The following is a 20,321-nucleotide window of genomic DNA, read 5'->3' on the forward strand; positions in this document are numbered from 1 at the left end:
AAGAGCATACCTCCTGTCCAAAAATCATGATCGGGCATAAAAAAATGACCCTAAATAAAATCTAAGGGCAGTTAATATTCTATGTGTTCTACAAAATTAAGCTAACTCCTGAAAGTGCCTAGGAATCCATTAAGGGCTATTTACAAGGCCCTAAACTTCCTATAAATCCGCATTTATTTATAATTCATGCACTTTCAGGAGTAGCCATTACCTTAATAAATCCGATACCATTAAAGCTCTAGACCCAATGGTATCGGAGGTAGATAAATTAAAGCTCCAATACTGAATTTTCAGCACCGGCAAATTCGTTCCACTGGTAACGATCTGCATCAGCGTCGTTTACGTAATTGCCATCCACTATATATTTAAATTCATATGTACCTTCCTTTGGCAAATTGAAAGTTCCTTTAAAGGTTCCGTTTTTCAATTTCTTCAATGCACTTCCTTTTGGGCTCCAATTATTAAAATCCCCAACTACCACCACCTTCTTTGCATCTTCAGCAGGCACAGAGAAAGTCACCTTGCATATTGGCTTGCTCTTTAAATATTGTTTTGTAATTCCCATAACCTCTATATTTTAAATTAAAATTCAAAATTACACCATTAAAGTCCTCATTCCCAATGACCAATATCATTTTTATCATTTTCTTAAAATAAGTTTAACAATTGATCTTCTTTGACAATAATACCAAGTAAAATTCATAAGTAACTAACATGGCTAACTTCCTTTTAAGATCCCAATAATCTTATCTATCTCCCTTTCTGTATTGTAGAAATGAAAGCTTAGTCGTATACCATTTCCACGTTGCGCACACACCACATCCTGCTCCATTAATTTGGCATACAATTCCTTATCCCCAGCAATATTAAAAATAGAGCTATGTATTTTTCTCTTTACCACAGACTCTTCCAACAACCCCAAATTTTCAAATTCGCTCTTTGCCTTTAACGAAAGCCCTCTAATCTGGTCGGAAATAGCCGCCATACCAATGCCGGAAAGAAACCCCAAAGAATAGTTTAAACTACCAAAGTTAAAGGTATCCAAATGTCCCGGCTCCAATTGTTTGACAAAGGATATCTTCTCCCTACCTTCCATATCCGCATCAGCAGCATTAAAACCTGTAGAACTGCAATTGAATTTGGCCGGAACATCATCTGCAAACAACATAAACCCGTTGCCATAGCCACCAAGCAACCACTTATAGGAACTGGCGCCCAACACATCTATACCAGAATCCTCAAAGTTAAAGGTTTCCGTACCTAAAAACTGTGTACCATCCGCAATGATCAATAGATCGGGGAACTCCTTTTTCAATTTTCCCAAGAACTCTAGATCTACCTTAATCCCATTTAACCACTGCACCAAACTAAGTGCCAACACATTTATGTTATCCAACCTTATCCTATCGTAAATATTCTCCTCCAAAGCCTCTGTAACTTTTATATAGAAGGTATGGCAGTCCCTACTTTCAAATGGCCAGTTCAAAGAAGGGTAATCCCCTTCCAACAACAAAACGTTTCTTGCACTCCCCATGCCTTCCAACAACAAATTGAGCCCAATGGAGAAATTGGGCACCAATGCCACATTATCCGCCTTGCAACCAAAAAATTCCCCTATGGTATTTCTAGTTTCCGAAAGAAGCAGGTGACCTTTCATCTTCATGCTACTCCCTCCAATGAGAAAATCAAGATCATGTTCCTGTCTCCAATCCAGAAGATCATCATAAAGAAGACCGGATGTAGCCGTATTTACATAGGTATATTGACTTAAAACTGGGAATTGCTTTATAATTTTTTGCATATCCAAAGAGGTAAAATTTGTATTTATGGTATCTTTGTATAAAGATAGGAATTAGGATGTTCTCCAAGGATAAAAAAAAGTCACTTTTAGAAATAGAGCAGCATGAACTAATGGAACATGCCCAAACTAGAATAAAACAAAAAAAGCGACTTTATAATCATTTTGTTGTGTTTTTGATCGGAAGTGTATTTATCGTCTTCATCAACAAAGTATTAAAGTATGGCTTGGAATACAACTGGTTTGTTTGGGCCATTACCTTTTGGGCATTTTTGTTTGCAATCCATATCTTCAATGTTTATATCACCAATAAATTTATGGGTCTGGATTGGGAAAGGGCGCAAAGGGAAAAGTTGGTATTGAAACAGAAACAAAAAATTGCTGCACTGCAAAAAGAAATTGAAACGGAATTTCCATTATCCAACATCAATAAAAAAAAAGAAGAGTGAACATTCTATCCATAATAGCCGCCGCTGCAGAAAACAATGCCTTGGGAAAGGACAATGACCTGCTTTGGCATTTACCGGATGACTTTAAACGCTTCAAAAGTCTTACCTCCGGACATAAAATAATCATGGGACGAAAAACCTTCGAGAGTTTCCCAAAACCATTGCAAAACCGAACCCATATCATTATTACCAGAGATAAGGGCTATACTGTAAAACACAAGGATTGTATAGTGGTACATTCCATGCAAGAGGCCTTGAACCTTGTGAAACTGGAACCCTTATCCTATATTATAGGTGGGGGTGAAATATATAAACAGGGATTGGAATATGCCAACCAAATAGAACTGACAAGGGTACACGGAACTTTTGAGGCAGACACCTTTTTTCCAGAATTCGACAAGGACAAATGGCAACTTACAAAAGAGGAATACCACCCCAAGGATGAGCGACATAAATATGATTTCACATATTTGACCTACACCAAAAGACAAAAGGAATAAGCAGCCCTAGTGGCAAAAAAGCTAAAAATTTAGAAACTGTGCCTTATTTGGTACACTTACATCCCTTAAAAAAAAATTTAGTACTTCAACGTCACCATTAGTAAAAAACTGCTGCGAACCACTAGGACCATCCTCTGTCGCCAATAAATTGTTTAATTGCAATACATTCCTGGTTTGTCTGGCTACCCCCTCTCCAGAGTCGATAATCTTTATATTTTCAGGTAAAATTTCCCTTATCAAGGGTATTAAATAGGGATAATGTGTACATCCCAAAACCAATTGATCCATGCTTTGGCTTAACATTGGCCCCAAATAACTTTGCAATAACTCCCTAGTTTTTGAAGTATTGATCTCCCCTTTCTCTATCTGCTCAACCAGACCAGTACCAACCTGATCCAGTACCTTTATACCACTTGCATAAATTTCCGAGGTATTATTGAATAAGGCGCTGGACAAAGTACCCTTGGTTGCCAAAACACCTATTGTTTTGGTTTTGGAATTTAAAGCGGCAGGCTTAATGGCAGGTTCAATTCCGATCATGGGAACACTATAACTGGCCCTAAGCTCCTTAATAGCGTTGGTGGTAGCTGTGTTACAGGCAATAACTATAAGTTTACAACCCTTTTGCAGAAGTAGTTCAACATTTTTTATACTAAGTTGGAGTATCCGCTCCTTTGATTTCTCCCCATAGGGGGCATTTTTACTGTCGGCCAGGTAAACAGTGGATTCATAAGGAAGAACCTTGTTGATCTCCCGCCATATGGAGGTACCGCCAATACCTGAATCAAAAATACCTATGGGACCTTTATTCATTTAAAATAAAAAGATTAAACAGCCTTAAAGTTACATTAATAATACTTTTTGGAGTCGTTCTTTTCGGGAAATAAAATGTCCGATTTTTCAAATTTTATTTTAATCCACTTGATTCAACACTACCAAAAGACCAACTACCTAATACTTTTGAACCAACATTTTTACTTCCTCCAAATTGAGTCCACCATAATTGCCCGAGCTCATTAAAAGTAGTACGGAATTATCATATTGTTGACCAAACACAAAGTTTTTGAAATCCTCGGCATCTGTAAAAATCCGTAAATCGTCACGAACAAAAGCTTCCGAAATTTGTTCTGCCGTAACCTCCTTCAGCTTCTTTATCCTTACCGATTCCGGCAAGTAGAAAACCGCTGCTACATCCGCAGCCGCCAAAGCACCATTATACTCCTTTAAAAATTCCGGGTTAAAACTGCTATAGGTATGCAGTTCCAAACACGCAATTAATTTTCTATCCGGGTACTGCTCTTTTACGGCATTGGTAGTGGCCATTACTTTACTGGGGGAATGCGCAAAATCCTTATAGGCAACACATGTCTTGCCTTCTGCTATTTTTTCCAGTCTTTTTGAAGCACCTTTAAAGGATGCAATGGCCTCATAGAAATCATCTTCATCCACACCCATATTCTGACATATCCATTTGGCCCCAGCCAAATTGCTAAGATTGTGCTTCCCGAAAACTTCGATCGGCATAGGACCCTCCGGAGTTTCCAAAATGGTTTGTCCATTTTCAACCACATATTCCGGTGTTGTATAAGGAAGCTTTCGAATGGCATTCTCAGAAGCTTTTACTACCTTGTCCACCTCTGGGTCTTCCTCATTATAGGTTATACTACCTCCCTTAACAATGCTATCCACAAATATCCGGAATTGCTCCACATAATTGTCATAGGTAGGAAATACATTGATGTGGTCCCAGGCAATGCCACTCAACAAGGCAATATTGGGTTTGTACAAATGAAATTTAGGCCTCCTATCTATGGGCGAGGACAAATATTCATCCCCTTCCAACACTATAAAATCGTTCTCCTCCGTAAGATGTACCATACGGTCAAACCCCTCCAATTGGGCACCTACCATATAATCTACTGCTCTGTCGTGATAATCCAATACATGTAATATCATGGAAGTAATGGTGGTCTTGCCATGACTTCCTCCAATAACAACCCTGGTCTTATTTTTGGACTGTTCGTACAGGAACTCCGGATAGGAAAAAATTTTTAATCCCAATTCCTGGGCCTTTAGTAGTTCTGGGTTGTCGGCCTTGGCATGCATGCCCAAAATCACCGCATCCAAATTGGAATTCAATTTCTCTGGAAACCAGCCAAATTGTTCCGGCAATAGCCCTTTGGCTTCCAGCCTAGTTTTGGAGGGTTCAAAAATTACGTCATCGCTACCTGAAACAATATACCCCTTGTGATGTAAGGCCAAGGCCAAATTGTGCATAGCGCTACCCCCTATGGCAATAAAATGAATGTGCATGAAAAAATCGGTTTATGGGGTAAAGATAATCATTGTTGAAGGCTATCAAAAAAAGTTATTGCCATGAACTATTTTTTATGGAAACAACAGCCATAAGCCCTAGACAGGGAGCTGTCCCCCTTCAAGAAAAGGGTTCGTGGAACAGAGGCATTAAACCAGGTTCCCTGCCAAAAATAGCAGGAGTGGTTCAACTATCCCATTTCAAGAAACCTAGGACATTTATAATACGGATCTCAAGAATAAATCCGGAATATGACTAAAAACGATAACCGAACCTTGAATATTTTTTAATTTAGTACCCAAGAGCATTATCCATGAAAATAAAACTTGCCGAAATTGTCCCAAAGGAAATTATGCCTGGCTACCATGGCAAACTCATTCATACCCAAAATATGAGTCTAGCTTTTTGGGAGGTGGAGGCCGGAGCCAAAGTTCCTGAACACGCACACATGAATGAACAGGTGATGCAGGTTTTGGAAGGAAATTTTGAATTTACCCTTGACGGCATTACCAAAATCTATGAGCCTGGGGATCTGGTGATAATTCCACCCCACGTTTCACATAGTGGCGTAGCACTTACCCCTTGTAAATTGCTGGATGTTTTTAGTCCCACTAGGGAAGAATATAAATAAACCTATCATTGTCCTACTGGGATAGTGTTAAAACAAATTACCAAGATGAAGATATCACTCCATAACAAAAAAGCATTGATCGGTGGTAGTAGTCGTGGAATCGGCAGGGCCATTGCCCAACAATTGGCAGCCAGTGGGGCAAGTGTGACCGTCATGGCCAGAAGTGGGGACCAATTGAGATCCCTGATCTCCAATTTACCCACAGATAACGGACAGCAACACCAATATTTGGCCGTAGATTACTCCGATTTTGACACTTATAAAAAAAGTATAGTTACCTACTTCAAAACGAATACGGTTGATATATTGGTCAACAATACCCAGGGACCATCGGCCGGGAGTGCTTTGGATAAAAATATAGATGATTACCAACAAGCTTTTGACCTTCTTTTTAAGACCGTGGTATTTACCACGGAACAGGCACTAAAGGGAATGATATCCCAAAAATACGGTCGCATTATCAATATTGCCTCAGTTTCCGTAAAGGAACCCCTGTCCTATTTGGCCCTTTCCAATAGCATACGCGCTGCAGTTGTTACCTGGTCCAAAACCTTGGCTTCCGACATAGGAAAATATAACATCACTGCAAACTGTACCTTAACCGGATATTTTAACACGGATAGACTAAAGGAGCTTAACGGTGCCAAGGCCAAATCCTTGGGCATCCCTCTTACTGAAGTTGAAAATCATATGCTGGCCCATGTCCCTGTGGGACGATTTGGAGACCCAACAGAATACGGGCACTTGGTTACTTTTCTGGCCTCGGAGTATGCCTCTTTTATTACAGGGACCAATATTCCCATAGATGGCGGAATGCTCAAATCCCTATAAATGTCTGCCATTAAAACAGAAAATTGCCCTGAAGGTCAATACTTCCATGGGTACTAAAAAAATACCCACTCCATAAAGCAACGTTGGTATTCTTTTTGTATCTATTCCTGCATGGCATGTTTACTCACTTAAAATGGTGTTTCACTCATTAAGGATTGTAAACCCAAGAAATAAACGCCAATTTTGTTTTATATATTCATACAGATGAAAAAGATAGCAACAATTTTTACCTTAATCCTCTTCTCCCAAATGGGACATTCCCAATCCCCTAAGGATACTTACTCCTCCTTATGGCAGAGGGTCCAAAAATTTGAGAACCAGGCCTTGACCAAATCCGCATTGGAGATAGTGGCCATAATTTCAAAAAAGGCCAAAAAAGAGCAGAATTCCGTACAGATCATACGATCGCTTTTATACACCTCCAAATATGCGCTCACCTTGGAGGAGGACGCCCAATTAAAAATTGTACGCGATTTTAAAAAGGAAATAGACCATAGCCAATTCCCCACCAAAAATATCTTGGAGAGTTATTTGGCAAATATGTATTGGCAGTATTTCCAACAAAATAGGTATCGATTCTACGATAGGACAACAACCGAGCAAAAAGTGGATAGCATTGATTTTAGAACATGGGATCCCAATACTATCTTCCATGAAATAAATGTACATTTTGATGCTTCATTGGAAAAGCCCTTAGAATTACAACACTTAAAAGTGGAAGCTTTTAAAGAAATCCTCAATGAACAAAAAGGCTCTGGCATATTTAGACCCACCCTGTTCGATCTATTGGCCCATTCGGCATTGGATTTTTATAAGACCAGCGAAAATAGCATTACAAGACCGGCAGATAAATTTGAATTGGACAGCCCAGAAATATTATGCGAGGGAAAACAGTTTGTGGAACAACGGATCAACACCAAGGACAATACTTCTTTACAGTCCAAAGCCATAAAAATCTATCAGCAACTCTTGGATTTCCATGATCCCGCGGAGGAAGCCTATGTGGATGTTGATATTGAACGCCTAAAATATATAAGGGAAAATGCGGTATTCCCCAACAAGGACCAGCAGTACCTGGAGGTTTTACAAAATACCGCCGAATCTATCAAAAAGAATAAAAACTCGGCTTTATATTATTTTGAAATTGCCCAGCTATATCGTGATTGGGGAAATAGCTATCAACCGAAGATAAAAGAGGAGTACAGATGGAAACAGAAGGAAGCTATGGCGTTATGCCAAACCGTAATAGAAAAATTCCCAAAAAGTAGGGGCGCCGAAAAATGTAAGGCGTTACAATCGGAGATCCTATCCAAAGACCTGCGTTTGACCGGGGAACGACATATACCAATCAACCAACCTTCCCGATTATTGTTGCAATACAAAAATCTCCACACACTACAATTATCGGCCCGTAAGATTACCCAAAAGGAGATAAAGCAGCTCAATGCCCTTTATCGTGAGGAAAAAATATTGGCCTTTATTAAAAAACTCCCTGAAGTTAAGAGTTGGGATACCAAACTTATCAACGAAAAGGATTATCAATCCCATAAAATAGAAATCCTTTTGCCAGAATTGGACAACGGCTCGTACCTTATTTTGGCCACCCCCAATACCGATTCTGGCTACACCTTTGCCTATAGCCCCATCCAAGTTACCAATTTGGCATTAGTGGAAGGACAAACCGGTTCTGAACATAACTTCCAAGTAATTGATCGCAATAGCGGAAAACCTATATCCGGAGCTACCCTAAAATTCTCCTATCAACGCAACTACGAAAGGCCTATTCTGACCAATACCTTTGTTTCCGACGAAAAAGGGATGGTAAGCCTTCCCTTATCGAGCGAGCGCTGGAACAACGTGGATATCCTGATCAACACCAAAAATGAAGAGGCCTTCTTTGAAGATTTCTATGTCAATGCCAAATATGACCAAGGGGAGGAAGACGACCGCTACTCCTGTTTTTTATTTACGGACCGCAGCATTTACAGGCCGGGACAACCCCTATATTTTAAAGGGTTGGCCATGGTACAGAAAGATGATAAATCCGCCGTGCTTACCAATACAAGAATAAGGGTAAGCCTTATGGATGTTAATCGACAAGAAGTTGCCCAACAAGATTTTAGAACCAATGACTACGGTTCCTTTTCAGGTGAATTCATTTTACCCAATAATGGGCTTACTGGCAATTATTATTTGAAATTGGATTCTGAAGATGTTGAAATTAACGGCAATAGTTATTTTTCAGTTGAAGAATACAAACGACCGAAATTTGAAACTTCATTGGAAGCCATTACGGAGACGTATAGGGTTAACGATACCATTGCTGTTCAGGGAAAGGCGAAGGCCTACGCCGAAAGCTTTATTACAGATGCCAAGGTGAGCTACACCGTAAGGCGAGTGGTGTATTACCCTAAATGGTATTATTGGCACCTGCCCTATTTTGATGCCACCCCTCAAGAGATTGCACATGGTGAAACGGCAACCGACGCCAACGGTAAATTCGAGATCAATTTCATGGCCATACCAGACCTAAGTATCGCCAAGGAAAATATGCCCACCTTTAACTATGAGGTTACAGCAGATGTTACGGACCTTAATGGCGAAACACACAGTGCAACTACTATGGTCAATGTGGGTTATCATGCCCTTACGGCCGATATCCAAATTGAAGATCCTTTAAACAAGGATAGCCAAAATTCTATTATAACCATCTCCACCAATAATCTTAACGGTGAATTTATTGCGGCACAGGGAAGCCTCAAAATGTATAAATTAAAGGCGCCAGACAATGTCCTTAGGCCAAGACCATGGCCAGCTCCTGATTATGATGGCTTTGGAAAAACCAAATTCAAAGAACTTTTCCCCCATGATGCCTTTGCAAAGGAAGATAATCCAGCCTTTTGGGAGAAAGGGGAATTAGTATGGAAATCCGGCTTTGATACAGGGGAGTCCAAGGAAATCGACTTGGGCAACGTAAAGAAATGGTTGTCCGGAAAATATGTTATTGAATTGGAAACAAAGGACAAATTTGGTCAATTGGTAAAGGACGTTGCACAAACTACTTTCTACAGTGATAAGGACAAAATACCGGCCGATAATCAGCTTTTTCAAATAAAGATCGATAAAAACTCCTATAACATTGGGGAGAAAGTGAAACTTAGTTTACGTTCTGCTATGGAAGGTCTTACTATATCCTTGTTCATTGAAAAGGGTCAAGAAATTGTGGCAACACATCTAATTGAATTGCACAATAATTCAAAGACCATCGAAATTCCTGTTACTGCCGATGACTTGGGTGGATTTGCCATAAATTATAGCTACTCCGCATACAATGCCTTTCAATCGGGTAGCCTTACCATTACGGTCCCCTACCCCAATTCGGACCTAAAAATTGAAACAATTACCTTTCGCGATAAGCTTCAGCCTGGAAAAGAGGAAACATGGTCCTTTAAAATTAAAGGTCCTAAAGGTGACAAGGTATCGGCCGAACTACTGGCAGGTATGTACGATGCCTCATTGGATGCCTTTAAGGGACACCATTGGAATTTCTCTCCAAACTACAAGGGGCAATATTACACCAGCAGACATCTCAATGCTTATAAAAGTTATGGGATTACTTCCTTTAATACCTATCTAAATTTTGGTGACAGGTTTGCCTACGAATCTCAATATTATGACTCCTTTGATTGGTTCGGCCTTCATTTTGGATTTGGGTATGCACTAAGAGACAGAATGATGATGAAGAGTAGTGCTACAGGAATACACAGGGAGGAATTGGCCGAGAGTGAAGCCTTGGATGAAACAATTATTACCGGCAGTGTGGCCCAAGCTCCGGAAAACAATGGGAAACACAACCCAATAACCCCAACAGGGAATAACAGCAAAAATGGCTTTGACGATATCCAAATCAGGAAAAACCTACAGGAAACTGCCTTTTTCTTTCCCCAGCTTCTAACCGATAAAGACGGAAATGTATCCTTTAGTTTCACTACCCCCGAAGCTTTGACCAAATGGAAGCTACAGCTACTGGCACATACCAAAACCATGGAAACTGCCACCTCCACCTTGCAAACCGTTACGCAAAAGGAATTGATGGTTATCCCAAATGCCCCACGTTTCTTACGTGAGGGTGATAAAATAACGATCAGCACCAAAATCGCGAATCTAACCAACAAATTGCTCAATGGCAATGCTAGGCTGGAATTGGTGGATGCCTTTAGCGGAAGGGATATAACCCAAGAGCTTTTGATCAGTAGCCCCGAAACCGTTATACCCGAAAACACTTTTACGGTAGACGCCATGGGGAATACCCAGGTTTCATGGAGTCTAGAAATTCCTGAAGGAATTGGAGCCGTACAGTATAAGGTAATGGCCAAGGCCGGTGATTTTAGTGATGGGGAACAAAATGTACTTCCGGTACTCTCCAACCGAATGTTGGTTACCGAAACCCTGCCAATGTGGGTCCGGGGCAATGAAACCAAAACCTTTACCTTGGACAAATTAAAGAACACTACCTCCTCTACCCTAAAGCATCATCAACTTAGCCTGGAGATAACTTCCAACCCGGCATGGTATGCAGTACAGGCCCTTCCATACTTAATGGAATATCCTTATGATTGTAATGAGCAAATATTTTCGAGATACTACGCCAACACTTTGGGAGGGTATATTGCCAATTCCTATCCAAGAATACAACAAGTATTTGACCAATGGGCCAACTCCGATGCGCTGTTGAGCAATCTTGAAAAGAATGAAGAATTAAAATCGATCTTAATTCAGGAAACACCATGGTTGCGCGATGCCCAAAACGAAACCGAACAAAAGAAACGTATAGCACTGCTTTTTGATCTGAACAAATTAAAAAATGATCAGGACAATGCCTTCAACAAACTTATACAGAATCAAATGTCATCCGGGGCTTGGGCCTGGTTCAAGGGAGGTCCCGAAAACCGATTTATCACCCAACATATTGTTACCGGCTTAGGACATTTAAGAAAATTGACAGCGACCTCTGAAAATGAACAAAAATCCGGGGTTGAAAACAGTGATGATCCCAAAAAATTACAAATAATAACAAATGCGGTTTCTTATTTGGATGAAGAGTTTGTAAAAGAATACGAACAAATGAAAAAATACAGCACTGACCTTAAAGAAGACCATTTAAGCCATACCCAAATACATTATCTGTATATGCGCAGCTATTTTCCAGAACTCATGATCTCCAAAAAAGTGGCTGAAATAATGGAGTACTACAAAATTCAGGCACAAAAATATTGGGTAAAAAAGGATCTGTATTCAAAAGGCCTGCTTTCCCTAATTCTCTATAGGAACGGAAATACAGCTACCGCCAATAAAATAATACAATCCTTGGAGGAAAATAGTATTTTGAGTGAGGAATTGGGTATGTATTGGAAGGAAAACAACAATTCCTGGCATTGGTACCAAGCTCCCATTGAAACCCAATCCTTGCTAATAGAGGCTTTTTCCGAAATTAAAGATGATAATAAAACAGTAGACAATCTTAAAATTTGGCTGTTGAAGAACAAACAGACCAATCAATGGAAAACTACCAAAGCTACCACGGATGCCATTTACGCCCTTCTTTTAAAAGGAAGTGAATGGTTGTCTGTTACAGAGGCAGTAAACGTATTGGTGGGAGGTGAAAAAATTGACCCCTCCAAACTGGAAAATGTACAGGTGGAAGCCGGAACCGGCTATTACAAAACCTCTTGGACCAAGAACGAAATAAGTCCAAAAATGGCAGAGGTACAGCTGAACAAAAAAGGGGATGGTATTGCTTGGGGAGCTTTGTACTGGCAATATTTTGAAGATTTGGACAAAATAACCTCTGCCGACTCGCCTTTGAAATTAAAAAAGAAAGTGTTCTTAAAAACGAATACCGATACTGGTGAGGTTATATCCGAAATTAACAATGAAACACCTTTACATGTTGGGGATTTAGTTCGTATAAGAATTGAATTAAAAGTAGATAGACCCATGGAATATGTACATATGAAAGACATGAGGGCCGCGGGAATGGAACCCATCAATGTGATGTCTAGCTATAAATGGCAAGATGGTCTTGGGTACTATGAAAGCACAAAAGATGCCAGTACCAATTTCTTTTTCGATTACCTGCCCAAAGGTATTTATGTGTTTGAATATGATTTAAGGGTCAACAATGCCGGGGATTTCAGCAACGGGATTTCTACCATTCAGAGTATGTACGCACCCGAATTTAGTAGTCACAGCGAAGGAGTCAGAATTCTAATAGAATAACAAAAAATAAAATATTGCTAAAAAGGTATTGCTTTTTTTCATAAATTGATAAATAACTAACATAAAATCAAGGAATTATGAACTCTACCTTTTTTATTGCGTTACGCTTTGTTTTTGGAATTTTTCTGATCGTCTTCGGGGCGAATAAATTCTTACATTTTATGCCGGCGGGGCAGATGTCCGAAGCCGCCATGAATTATTTTTCGGCCTTGATGAGCACCAATACCCTATATGTGGTAGCCATAGTTGAAATTCTTTCGGGGATATCCTTATTGACCAATAAATTTGGGGCGTTAATGATGATCATATTGATGACCATCTCAGTGAATGCGTTATTGTTCAATGCCTTTTTGGAACCTGGTTCCATTGGCCTCACTCTGGTATTGCTTATTCTTAATATAGTAATGCTGTACGCTTACAAAGAAAGGTATAAAGATATACTGAGAGCATAATTCCAACAATTGGTACATAGCCTTAAAAAATAGGAAGGGGGATCCATTATGGATCCCCCTTCCTATTTTTATTATAGCTATTTCGCCTCTACCCTTACCTTGGGAAGTACGGGTTACTTTCTACTCTTAGGGGGGTATTTTTCAAAAGTTTTGGTCACCAATTCCTGAATTTTTGCCTCCCTTACACTTGGAGAACTATTTTCCCTAAGGCTGCTTACTGTTACGGCCTGCCAAAAAAGCTCATCCTTTTCACTATCCACAAAATCGAACTGAATTTCACGTTCCACATTTGCTGCTCCCACTGGAATTCCAATTGTCATTCCTCCACCAACATTCCTCCCAGAACCTCCTATACCTACCCCTACCGTATTATTTCTAGGCGCCTGAAAAGAGCTGCTCAAAATATTTATTAAAAATTCGGGTTCTTCGGATAATAAAAGACCCTTAGCCCGTAAAGTGGAATCAATAGCCCTTACTAATCGGCGGGTATCCAATTCACTTAAACCGGTATCCATGTCCGAATAGTAGTTATAGGTAGTATATTTAGAATAGTCAGTATCCCTATCATAATCATAATTTACACGAATGGCGCCGCAGGAAACTAAAAATAGCAAGAGCAAGAATGGGATTATACTTTTCATTATTCCAATTTTTATAAGAACCCGTTTAAGAAATTGTGATTGGCATTTCCTAAATAGACTCTAAAATAGTGAAAATTATTCTTGCCGTTTTTTATGAGGGTAAGTTTTCGTTAAAACGCAAGGCATTATAAATACCATAAACGGGCATCTGTATATCCAATGAAAATTGGGACTATCTATTCAGCATGGCCCACAGTCTGTCTTTAAGTTCCACCAGCCCAATCTGGGCTACCGAAGATATGAACATATAAGGTACATCCTTGAAATCCTTGTCCAGTTCAATTCTCATTTCTGCAATAAGCTCCTCGTCCAACATATCGGTTTTGGAGATCGCTATCAAACGGTCCTTATCCAACAGTTCTGGATTATATCTGCGCAACTCGTCCAACAGTATTTCATATTCTTTGGAAATGTCCTTGCTGTCTGCAGGAATCAGGAAGAGCAAGGTTGAATTACGCTCTATATGTCTTAAAAAATAGTGCCCAAGTCCTTTTCCCTCGGCCGCCCCTTCAATAATACCGGGAATATCCGCAACAACAAAACTTTTAAAATCCCTATACTCCACAATCCCTAAATTGGGTTTAAGGGTCGTAAACTCGTAATCAGCTATCTTGGGCTGGGCAGAGGTAAGGACCGAAAGAAGAGTAGATTTACCCGCATTTGGAAAACCTACCAAGCCTACGTCGGCCAATACTTTCAACTCCAGGATAAGGTCCAATTCCTGGCCACTTATGCCGGGTTGGGCGTATCTTGGCGTCTGATTGGTAGCTGTTCTAAAATGCCAGTTGCCGCGACCTCCCATACCGCCTTCCAAAAGAATTTTCTCTTCCTGGTCCTCGGTAATTTCCATTAAGACTTCTAGTGTTTCTGCGTCTTTAATAACGGTGCCCAAGGGCACTTCCAAATACACATCCTGTCCGTCCGCACCACTACTTCTGTTTTTACTGCCATGCTCACCGTGCCCGGCCCTAAAGGTTCGGGTAAACTTAAAGCCCAAAAGGGTCCATAAATTTTTATTGCCACGGACAATTATATGCCCACCACGACCACCGTCACCACCATCTGGCCCACCTTTTGTGATAAACTTCTCCCTATGCAAATGCACAGAGCCTTTCCCTCCGTTACCGGATTCAAGGTGCACCTTTACATAATCCACAAAATTCCCTTCCGTCATTTTTTTAGTTTATTATAGCAAGTTCTATCACAGTAGAACCACAGAACTCTTATAGCTCCCCATTTAATTAAGAACTTATGGGTAGGCAGACAACCGGATCCCGCGAGGTTCATTTATATTAATTCCCTTTCCTAAACTGGGAATACATTCCCAAAGGCCACAAACTTATACCGCCTGTAATTCCTCTATTACTTTTGCCAAGCGGCTGGTAATATCCTCTATGGAACCTATTCCATTGACGCTGTGAAATTTCCCCTGATCATCGTAGTAATCCTTTAATGGAGCCGTTTTTTCATTATATTCATCAAAGCGGTTACGAATCATTTTTTCATCCTGGTCATCGCTCCTACCACTAACTTTACCGCGTTCCAATAGTCTTTGTATCAATACCTCATCATTGGCTTCCAAGGCAATGGTTGCATCGATCCGCATCTCCTTACTTACCAAGAAATCATCCAAAGCCTGGGCCTGGGCCGTAGTCCTAGGAAATCCGTCGAAGATAAATCCACTGGCATCGGGATTCTTCTCTACCTCATCCTGTAGCATTTTAATGGTAACCTCATCCGGTACTAATTCTCCTTTGTCTATATATGACTTTGCCAATGTTCCCAGTTCGGTACCATTCTTAATATTATAACGAAAGACATCTCCGGTCGAGATATGCTTTAAATTATATTTATCCTTTAAAAATGAAGCCTGTGTGCCCTTTCCTGCGCCAGGTTTTCCAAACAAAACTAGGTTTATCATATGCTTTTGGTTTAGTTGATATACTTCTCTTAAATTTCTTCCCAATTCATTATAATCCAATCCATATCCTACTATAAACTTATCTTCGATTTTCATGCCGAAATAGTCTATATCGTACTCTCCGTTGTACACTTCTGATTTATAAAACAGGGTTGCAATTTTAAATTCCTTTACCTTGGTATTGGAGAATAGGTCGATTAATTTTTTTACGGTCCTACCTGTATCTATAATATCTTCTAGAATAATAACACTTCTGCCCTCAATATTCTCCGGAACATCCAAAAGTGTTTCCACAATTCCCGTAGAAGTAAGGCCCTGATAGGAGCTTAACCTCACAAAGGACACCTCACAAGGGTAGGGATAAGCTTTTAGAAAATCCGAAACGAACATAAATGCCCCGTTAAGTACGCCCACAAAAATGGGAGTTTCCTTCTTGTAATCCACAGCCACTTGTTCCGCAATTCTCTTTATCGCGGCGGTAATCTCACCTTCACTTATAAAAGGCTTAAAATATTTGTCGTGTAGCTTAATCAAGACTAATGTTTCTATAATAATTTCAAGATGCCAAATATAGCACTTTGATTTCTCTTTTTTAAGGGTCCAGGCCTAGTTTCTAAGATTTAGCTGTATTTTTGTTTCTAAAATACAATCTACTTTAATACAAGCGAATCTTTTCCAATGAACTATTTTTCTTCTGAATTTAAATTAGGAATACTAGGAGGCGGTCAATTAGGTAAAATGCTTTTGTACGAAACAAGAAAATTTGACATCCATACCAAGGTATTGGACCCATCGGACGAAGCCCCTTCCAAAATAGCCTGCAACGAATTTTTTAAGGGCGATTTAATGGATTTTGATGCAGTTTATGCGCTTGGCAAAAAAGTAGATGTGCTTACCATAGAGATCGAGAACGTAAACCTGGATGCCTTGGAAAAACTGGAAGAGGAAGGATTGAAGGTTTTTCCGCCTACACGTGCACTGCGCATAATACAGAACAAGGCAAAACAAAAACTGTTTTATGTAGACCATAATATTCCCACTGCAGATTTTCAGCGTTTCGCTTATAAAAGTGAGATCGAAGACAGTGTTGCCAACGGCGGCCTTAAATTTCCTTTTATTTGGAAAGCAACCCAATTTGGATATGACGGACAAGGGGTAAAGGTAGTTCGCAAACTGGAAGATCTGAACGGCCTGCCTGCTGGGGAATGCATTACCGAAGAAATGGTGAATTTTAAAAATGAGCTTGCGGTGATCGTGGCTCGGAGTGCCAGCGGCGAAGTAAGAACATACCCCGTGGTGGAAATGGAGTTCCATCCCGAGGCCAATCAAGTGGAATATGTTATCTGTCCCGCACGCATAGATACCAAGGTTGCGGAAAAAGCTCAGGAAATAGCACTGCAACTATCCCATAAAATAAAGCATGTTGGGCTGTTGGCCGTGGAAATGTTCCAGACCCAGGACGATAAAATTCTGGTAAACGAGGTGGCTCCAAGACCCCATAACAGTGGCCATTACAGTATTGAAGCAAGTTATACCAACCAATTTGAGCAACATATCCGTGCCATTTTGGACCTTCCGTTAGGAAATACGGCCAGCAAGGTAGCCGGTATTATGGTAAATTTGGTCGGTGCAGAGGGCCATACAGGTAATGTGGTATATGAAAATATGGAGAAGATTTTGGGCCTAGATGGTGTTACACCCCATATTTATGGTAAAAAACAGACCCGGCCTTTCAGGAAAATGGGTCATGTTACTATTGTGAACAACGACGTTAAGGAGGCTAGAAAAATAGCCGAACAAGTCAAAAATACTATTAAAGTGATTAGTGAATAAAATTTTCAATGATATGAGTAAAGTAGCCGTAGTTATGGGAAGCACCAGCGACCTTCCCGTTATGCAAGAAGCCATTGATATATTAAAAGGTTTTGATATTGAGGTAGATGTTGATATTGTCTCTGCCCACCGTACCCCGGAAAAATTGTTCGATTTTAGCAAGAATGCCCATAAAAACGGATATTCTGTAATCATTGCCGGCGCAGGAGGTGCAGCTCACTTACCGGGAATGGTAGCCTCCATGTCCCCGCTACCAGTAATAGGTGTTCCCGTAAAAAGCAGCAATTCCATAGACGGTTGGGATTCCGTACTTTCCATTCTACAAATGCCGGGAGGCGTCCCCGTTGCAACAGTGGCCCTAAATGGCGCAAAAAATGCCGGAATATTGGCGGCGCAGATTATAGGAAGCTCGGACAAATGTGTCCTGGACAAAATCATTTTTTACAAAGAGGGCTTAAAACAAAAGGTAATGGATGGTGCCGAGGAAATGAAAAAAGCAAACCTTAAAAAATAAACTGTCCCTACCAATTATTGTACCATTAAATAAACGCAATTCCTATATATGAATCCATTATTGACCCCATTTGATACAGCGCCATTCTCCAAAATAAAAAACGAACATTTTAAGCCTGCATTTTTGAAGGCCATAGAGGATGCCAGGGCAGAAATCGATGCCATTGCAAACTCCAAGGAGGTTCCTACTTTTAAAAATACTATAGCCGCCTTGGATTTTGCCGGACAACAATTGGATAGGGTATCAAGCGTTTTTTTTAATTTGAATTCTGCAGAAACCAATCCGGAAATTCAGAAAATAGCCCAGGAGGTATCTCCCCTATTGTCCGAATTCAGCAATGATATTACGCTGAACGAGGATTTATTCAAGCGGGTCAAAGCGGTATACGAACAAAGGGATGATTTGGAATTGACTACAGAAGAACATACCCTACTCGATAAAAAATACAAGAGTTTTAGTAGGAACGGGGCCAATTTGCCTACGGAGAAAAAGAAACGCCTTAGGGAAATTGATGCCGAACTGTCCAAACTAAAGCTTCAATTCGGGGAAAATGTTTTGGCGGAGACCAATAAATACGAAATGCACCTTACTACCGAGGCCGATTTGGACGGTCTGCCCGAAGGAGAAAAAGAAGCTGCTGCGCAATTGGCAAAATCTAAAAATAAGGAAGGGTGGTTGATCACCTTGGATTACCCCAGCTATATTCCTTTTATGAAATATGCCAAGAACAGAGAATTACGAAAAGAACTGTCCATTGCCTTTGGAAGCAAAGGTTTTCACAATGACGAATTGGACAACCAGAAAAACATAATCAGTATTGCCAACCTCCGGCACGAAAGAGCCCAGTTGTTGGGATACAAAACACATGCCCACTACGTATTGGAAGAGCGTATGGCAGAAACCCCTGAAAAAGTCCACCAATTTCTTCAGGAATTGCTGGAAAAAGCAAAACCGGCCGCTGAGAGGGAATTTGCAGAACTGGAAAATTTTGCAAAGCAATTGGACAATATAGATCGGTTGGAAAAATGGGACGGCGCCTATTATTCTGAAAAATTGAAGCAAAAACTGTTCGATTTGGACGACGAAAGACTTAAACCCTATTTTAAGCTGGAAAATGTTATTGCCGGCGTATTTAAGGTAGCTGAAAAACTATTTGGTCTGCAATTTGAAGAGGTGTTTGATATTGACAAATACCATCCGGATGTTAAGACATATCATGTTTATGATCAAGACAAAAATCCAGTGTCCCTATTTTACGCCGACTTCCACCCTAGACCGGGAAAACGCGGGGGAGCCTGGATGACCTCTTACAAAGCGCAGTACGTCCAAAACGGGATTAATATACGTCCGCATATTTCCAACGTCTGTAATTTCACTAAACCTACAGAGAGCAAGCCCTCCCTACTTACTTTTAATGAGGTCACCACCTTGTTCCATGAGTTTGGCCACGGTCTGCACGGTATGTTGGCAAATACGGTTTATCCGGGCCTGTCCGGCACTTCTGTCTATTGGGATTTTGTGGAATTGCCCAGCCAAATAATGGAAAACTGGTGCTATGAAAAGGAAGCATTGGAATTATTTGCCACCCATTACCAAACAGGCGAAACAATACCAATGGAATTGGTTCAGAAAATAAAAGATTCGGCCACCTTCCAAGAAGGAATGGCCACTATAAGACAAATCAGTTTTGGACTATTGGATATGTCCTGGCACGGAATGGACCCCTCAGGGATTACCAACGTTAAGGCTCAGGAACAGCTTGCTTTTAAAGAAACCGACTTGTATCCAGAAAGCCCGGAAACTTGCATGAGCACCTCATTTTCCCATATATTTCAAGGCGGATACTCCTCTGGATATTACAGTTACAAGTGGGCGGAGGTTTTGGATGCGGATGCCTTTGCCTACTTTAAGGAGGAAGGTATTTTCAACCAAGAAGTGGCCACTAAGTTTAAGGACAATGTACTGTCTAAAGGCGGAACTGAAAAGCCTATGGAATTGTATAAGCGCTTTAGAGGGAGCGAACCAAAAATAGAGGCCTTGTTAAAAAGGGCAGGCCTGTTGGCTGAGACTTCCAATTAATTACAGGTTTCGATTAAGGCATTAATCTAAACCGCTAAAGGGATATCCCGCTGTTTCCATTTTATCTTGAAACAGAGTA

Annotated in this window: 17 protein-coding genes; 10 read left to right on the forward strand and 7 right to left on the reverse strand. The window is 40.4% G+C overall.

Annotated features, from left to right (window positions below; translation table 11 throughout):
* Nucleotides 1–268: 268 nt before the first annotated feature.
* Nucleotides 269–565: an isoamylase early set domain-containing protein gene (locus QSE00_RS17955; protein ID WP_110357491.1), complete on the reverse strand. Its 297-nt coding sequence runs from the start codon at nucleotides 563–565 to the stop codon at nucleotides 269–271.
* A 153-nt stretch (nucleotides 566–718) separates the two neighbouring features.
* On the reverse strand, nucleotides 719–1,801 hold the full coding sequence (locus QSE00_RS17960; protein ID WP_286106956.1) for an aminotransferase class V-fold PLP-dependent enzyme: 1,083 nt from the start codon (nucleotides 1,799–1,801) through the stop codon (nucleotides 719–721).
* Nucleotides 1,802–1,857: 56 nt separating this feature from the next.
* On the opposite strand from QSE00_RS17960, the gene QSE00_RS17965 reads away from it, so the two are divergent.
* Complete coding sequence (locus QSE00_RS17965) at nucleotides 1,858–2,247, forward strand: 2TM domain-containing protein (protein ID WP_110357494.1); 390 nt, start codon at nucleotides 1,858–1,860, stop codon at nucleotides 2,245–2,247.
* On the forward strand, nucleotides 2,244–2,747 hold the full coding sequence (locus tag QSE00_RS17970) for a dihydrofolate reductase (protein WP_110357495.1): 504 nt from the start codon (nucleotides 2,244–2,246) through the stop codon (nucleotides 2,745–2,747). Before QSE00_RS17965 ends, QSE00_RS17970 begins: the two co-directional genes overlap by 4 nt.
* A gap of 21 nt (nucleotides 2,748–2,768) precedes the next feature.
* Here QSE00_RS17970 and murI read toward each other — a convergent pair whose 3' ends face one another.
* Nucleotides 2,769–3,560: a glutamate racemase gene (murI, locus tag QSE00_RS17975; protein WP_286106957.1), complete on the reverse strand. Its 792-nt coding sequence runs from the start codon at nucleotides 3,558–3,560 to the stop codon at nucleotides 2,769–2,771.
* Between the two features lie 138 nt (nucleotides 3,561–3,698).
* Entirely contained in the window at nucleotides 3,699–5,060 is a 1,362-nt protein-coding gene (locus QSE00_RS17980) for a UDP-N-acetylmuramate--L-alanine ligase (RefSeq protein WP_110357497.1), read from the reverse strand.
* A gap of 77 nt (nucleotides 5,061–5,137) precedes the next feature.
* Between QSE00_RS17980 and QSE00_RS17985 the strand changes: the two genes are divergently transcribed.
* The 5 genes from QSE00_RS17985 (at nucleotide 5,138) to QSE00_RS18005 (ending at nucleotide 13,254) form a co-directional block, all read left to right on the forward strand.
* Entirely contained in the window at nucleotides 5,138–5,320 is a 183-nt protein-coding gene (locus QSE00_RS17985) for a hypothetical protein (protein WP_286106958.1), read from the forward strand.
* Nucleotides 5,321–5,374: 54 nt separating this feature from the next.
* A complete protein-coding gene (locus QSE00_RS17990; protein ID WP_286106959.1) occupies nucleotides 5,375–5,692 on the forward strand; it encodes a cupin domain-containing protein in 318 nt (105 codons plus the stop codon).
* A 45-nt stretch (nucleotides 5,693–5,737) separates the two neighbouring features.
* The gene (locus tag QSE00_RS17995) at nucleotides 5,738–6,523 is read left to right on the forward strand and encodes an SDR family oxidoreductase (protein WP_353477484.1); all 786 of its coding nucleotides are present in this window, start codon (nucleotides 5,738–5,740) and stop codon (nucleotides 6,521–6,523) included.
* Between the two features lie 204 nt (nucleotides 6,524–6,727).
* Nucleotides 6,728–12,802, forward strand: coding sequence for an alpha-2-macroglobulin family protein (locus tag QSE00_RS18000; RefSeq protein WP_286106961.1), 6,075 nt, complete (start codon nucleotides 6,728–6,730; stop codon nucleotides 12,800–12,802).
* 77 nt (nucleotides 12,803–12,879) lie between these two features.
* The gene (locus QSE00_RS18005) at nucleotides 12,880–13,254 is read left to right on the forward strand and encodes a DoxX family membrane protein (protein WP_110357501.1); all 375 of its coding nucleotides are present in this window, start codon (nucleotides 12,880–12,882) and stop codon (nucleotides 13,252–13,254) included.
* Nucleotides 13,255–13,367: 113 nt separating this feature from the next.
* Here QSE00_RS18005 and QSE00_RS18010 read toward each other — a convergent pair whose 3' ends face one another.
* From QSE00_RS18010 to QSE00_RS18020, 3 genes are all read right to left on the reverse strand, one after another.
* Nucleotides 13,368–13,895 (reverse strand): DUF4136 domain-containing protein, encoded by a 528-nt coding sequence (locus QSE00_RS18010; RefSeq protein ID WP_286106962.1) that lies wholly within the window; start codon nucleotides 13,893–13,895, stop codon nucleotides 13,368–13,370.
* Between the two features lie 172 nt (nucleotides 13,896–14,067).
* The gene (obgE, locus tag QSE00_RS18015) at nucleotides 14,068–15,069 is read right to left on the reverse strand and encodes a GTPase ObgE (RefSeq protein ID WP_110357879.1); all 1,002 of its coding nucleotides are present in this window, start codon (nucleotides 15,067–15,069) and stop codon (nucleotides 14,068–14,070) included.
* A 165-nt stretch (nucleotides 15,070–15,234) separates the two neighbouring features.
* Entirely contained in the window at nucleotides 15,235–16,350 is a 1,116-nt protein-coding gene (locus tag QSE00_RS18020) for an adenylate kinase (protein WP_110357938.1), read from the reverse strand.
* 144 nt (nucleotides 16,351–16,494) lie between these two features.
* On the opposite strand from QSE00_RS18020, the gene QSE00_RS18025 reads away from it, so the two are divergent.
* From QSE00_RS18025 to QSE00_RS18035, 3 genes are read left to right on the forward strand one after another with little or no spacing between them, the layout of a single operon-like run.
* Entirely contained in the window at nucleotides 16,495–17,649 is a 1,155-nt protein-coding gene (locus QSE00_RS18025; protein ID WP_110357880.1) for a 5-(carboxyamino)imidazole ribonucleotide synthase, read from the forward strand.
* A gap of 13 nt (nucleotides 17,650–17,662) precedes the next feature.
* Entirely contained in the window at nucleotides 17,663–18,163 is a 501-nt protein-coding gene (gene purE, locus QSE00_RS18030) for a 5-(carboxyamino)imidazole ribonucleotide mutase (RefSeq protein WP_110357881.1), read from the forward strand.
* Between the two features lie 48 nt (nucleotides 18,164–18,211).
* A complete protein-coding gene (locus QSE00_RS18035; protein WP_286106964.1) occupies nucleotides 18,212–20,242 on the forward strand; it encodes a M3 family metallopeptidase in 2,031 nt (676 codons plus the stop codon).
* Nucleotides 20,243–20,321 lie beyond the last annotated feature (79 nt).

It is taken from the genome of Arenibacter flavimaris (assembly GCF_030291335.1).
Classification (GTDB): Bacteria; Bacteroidota; Bacteroidia; order Flavobacteriales; family Flavobacteriaceae; genus Arenibacter.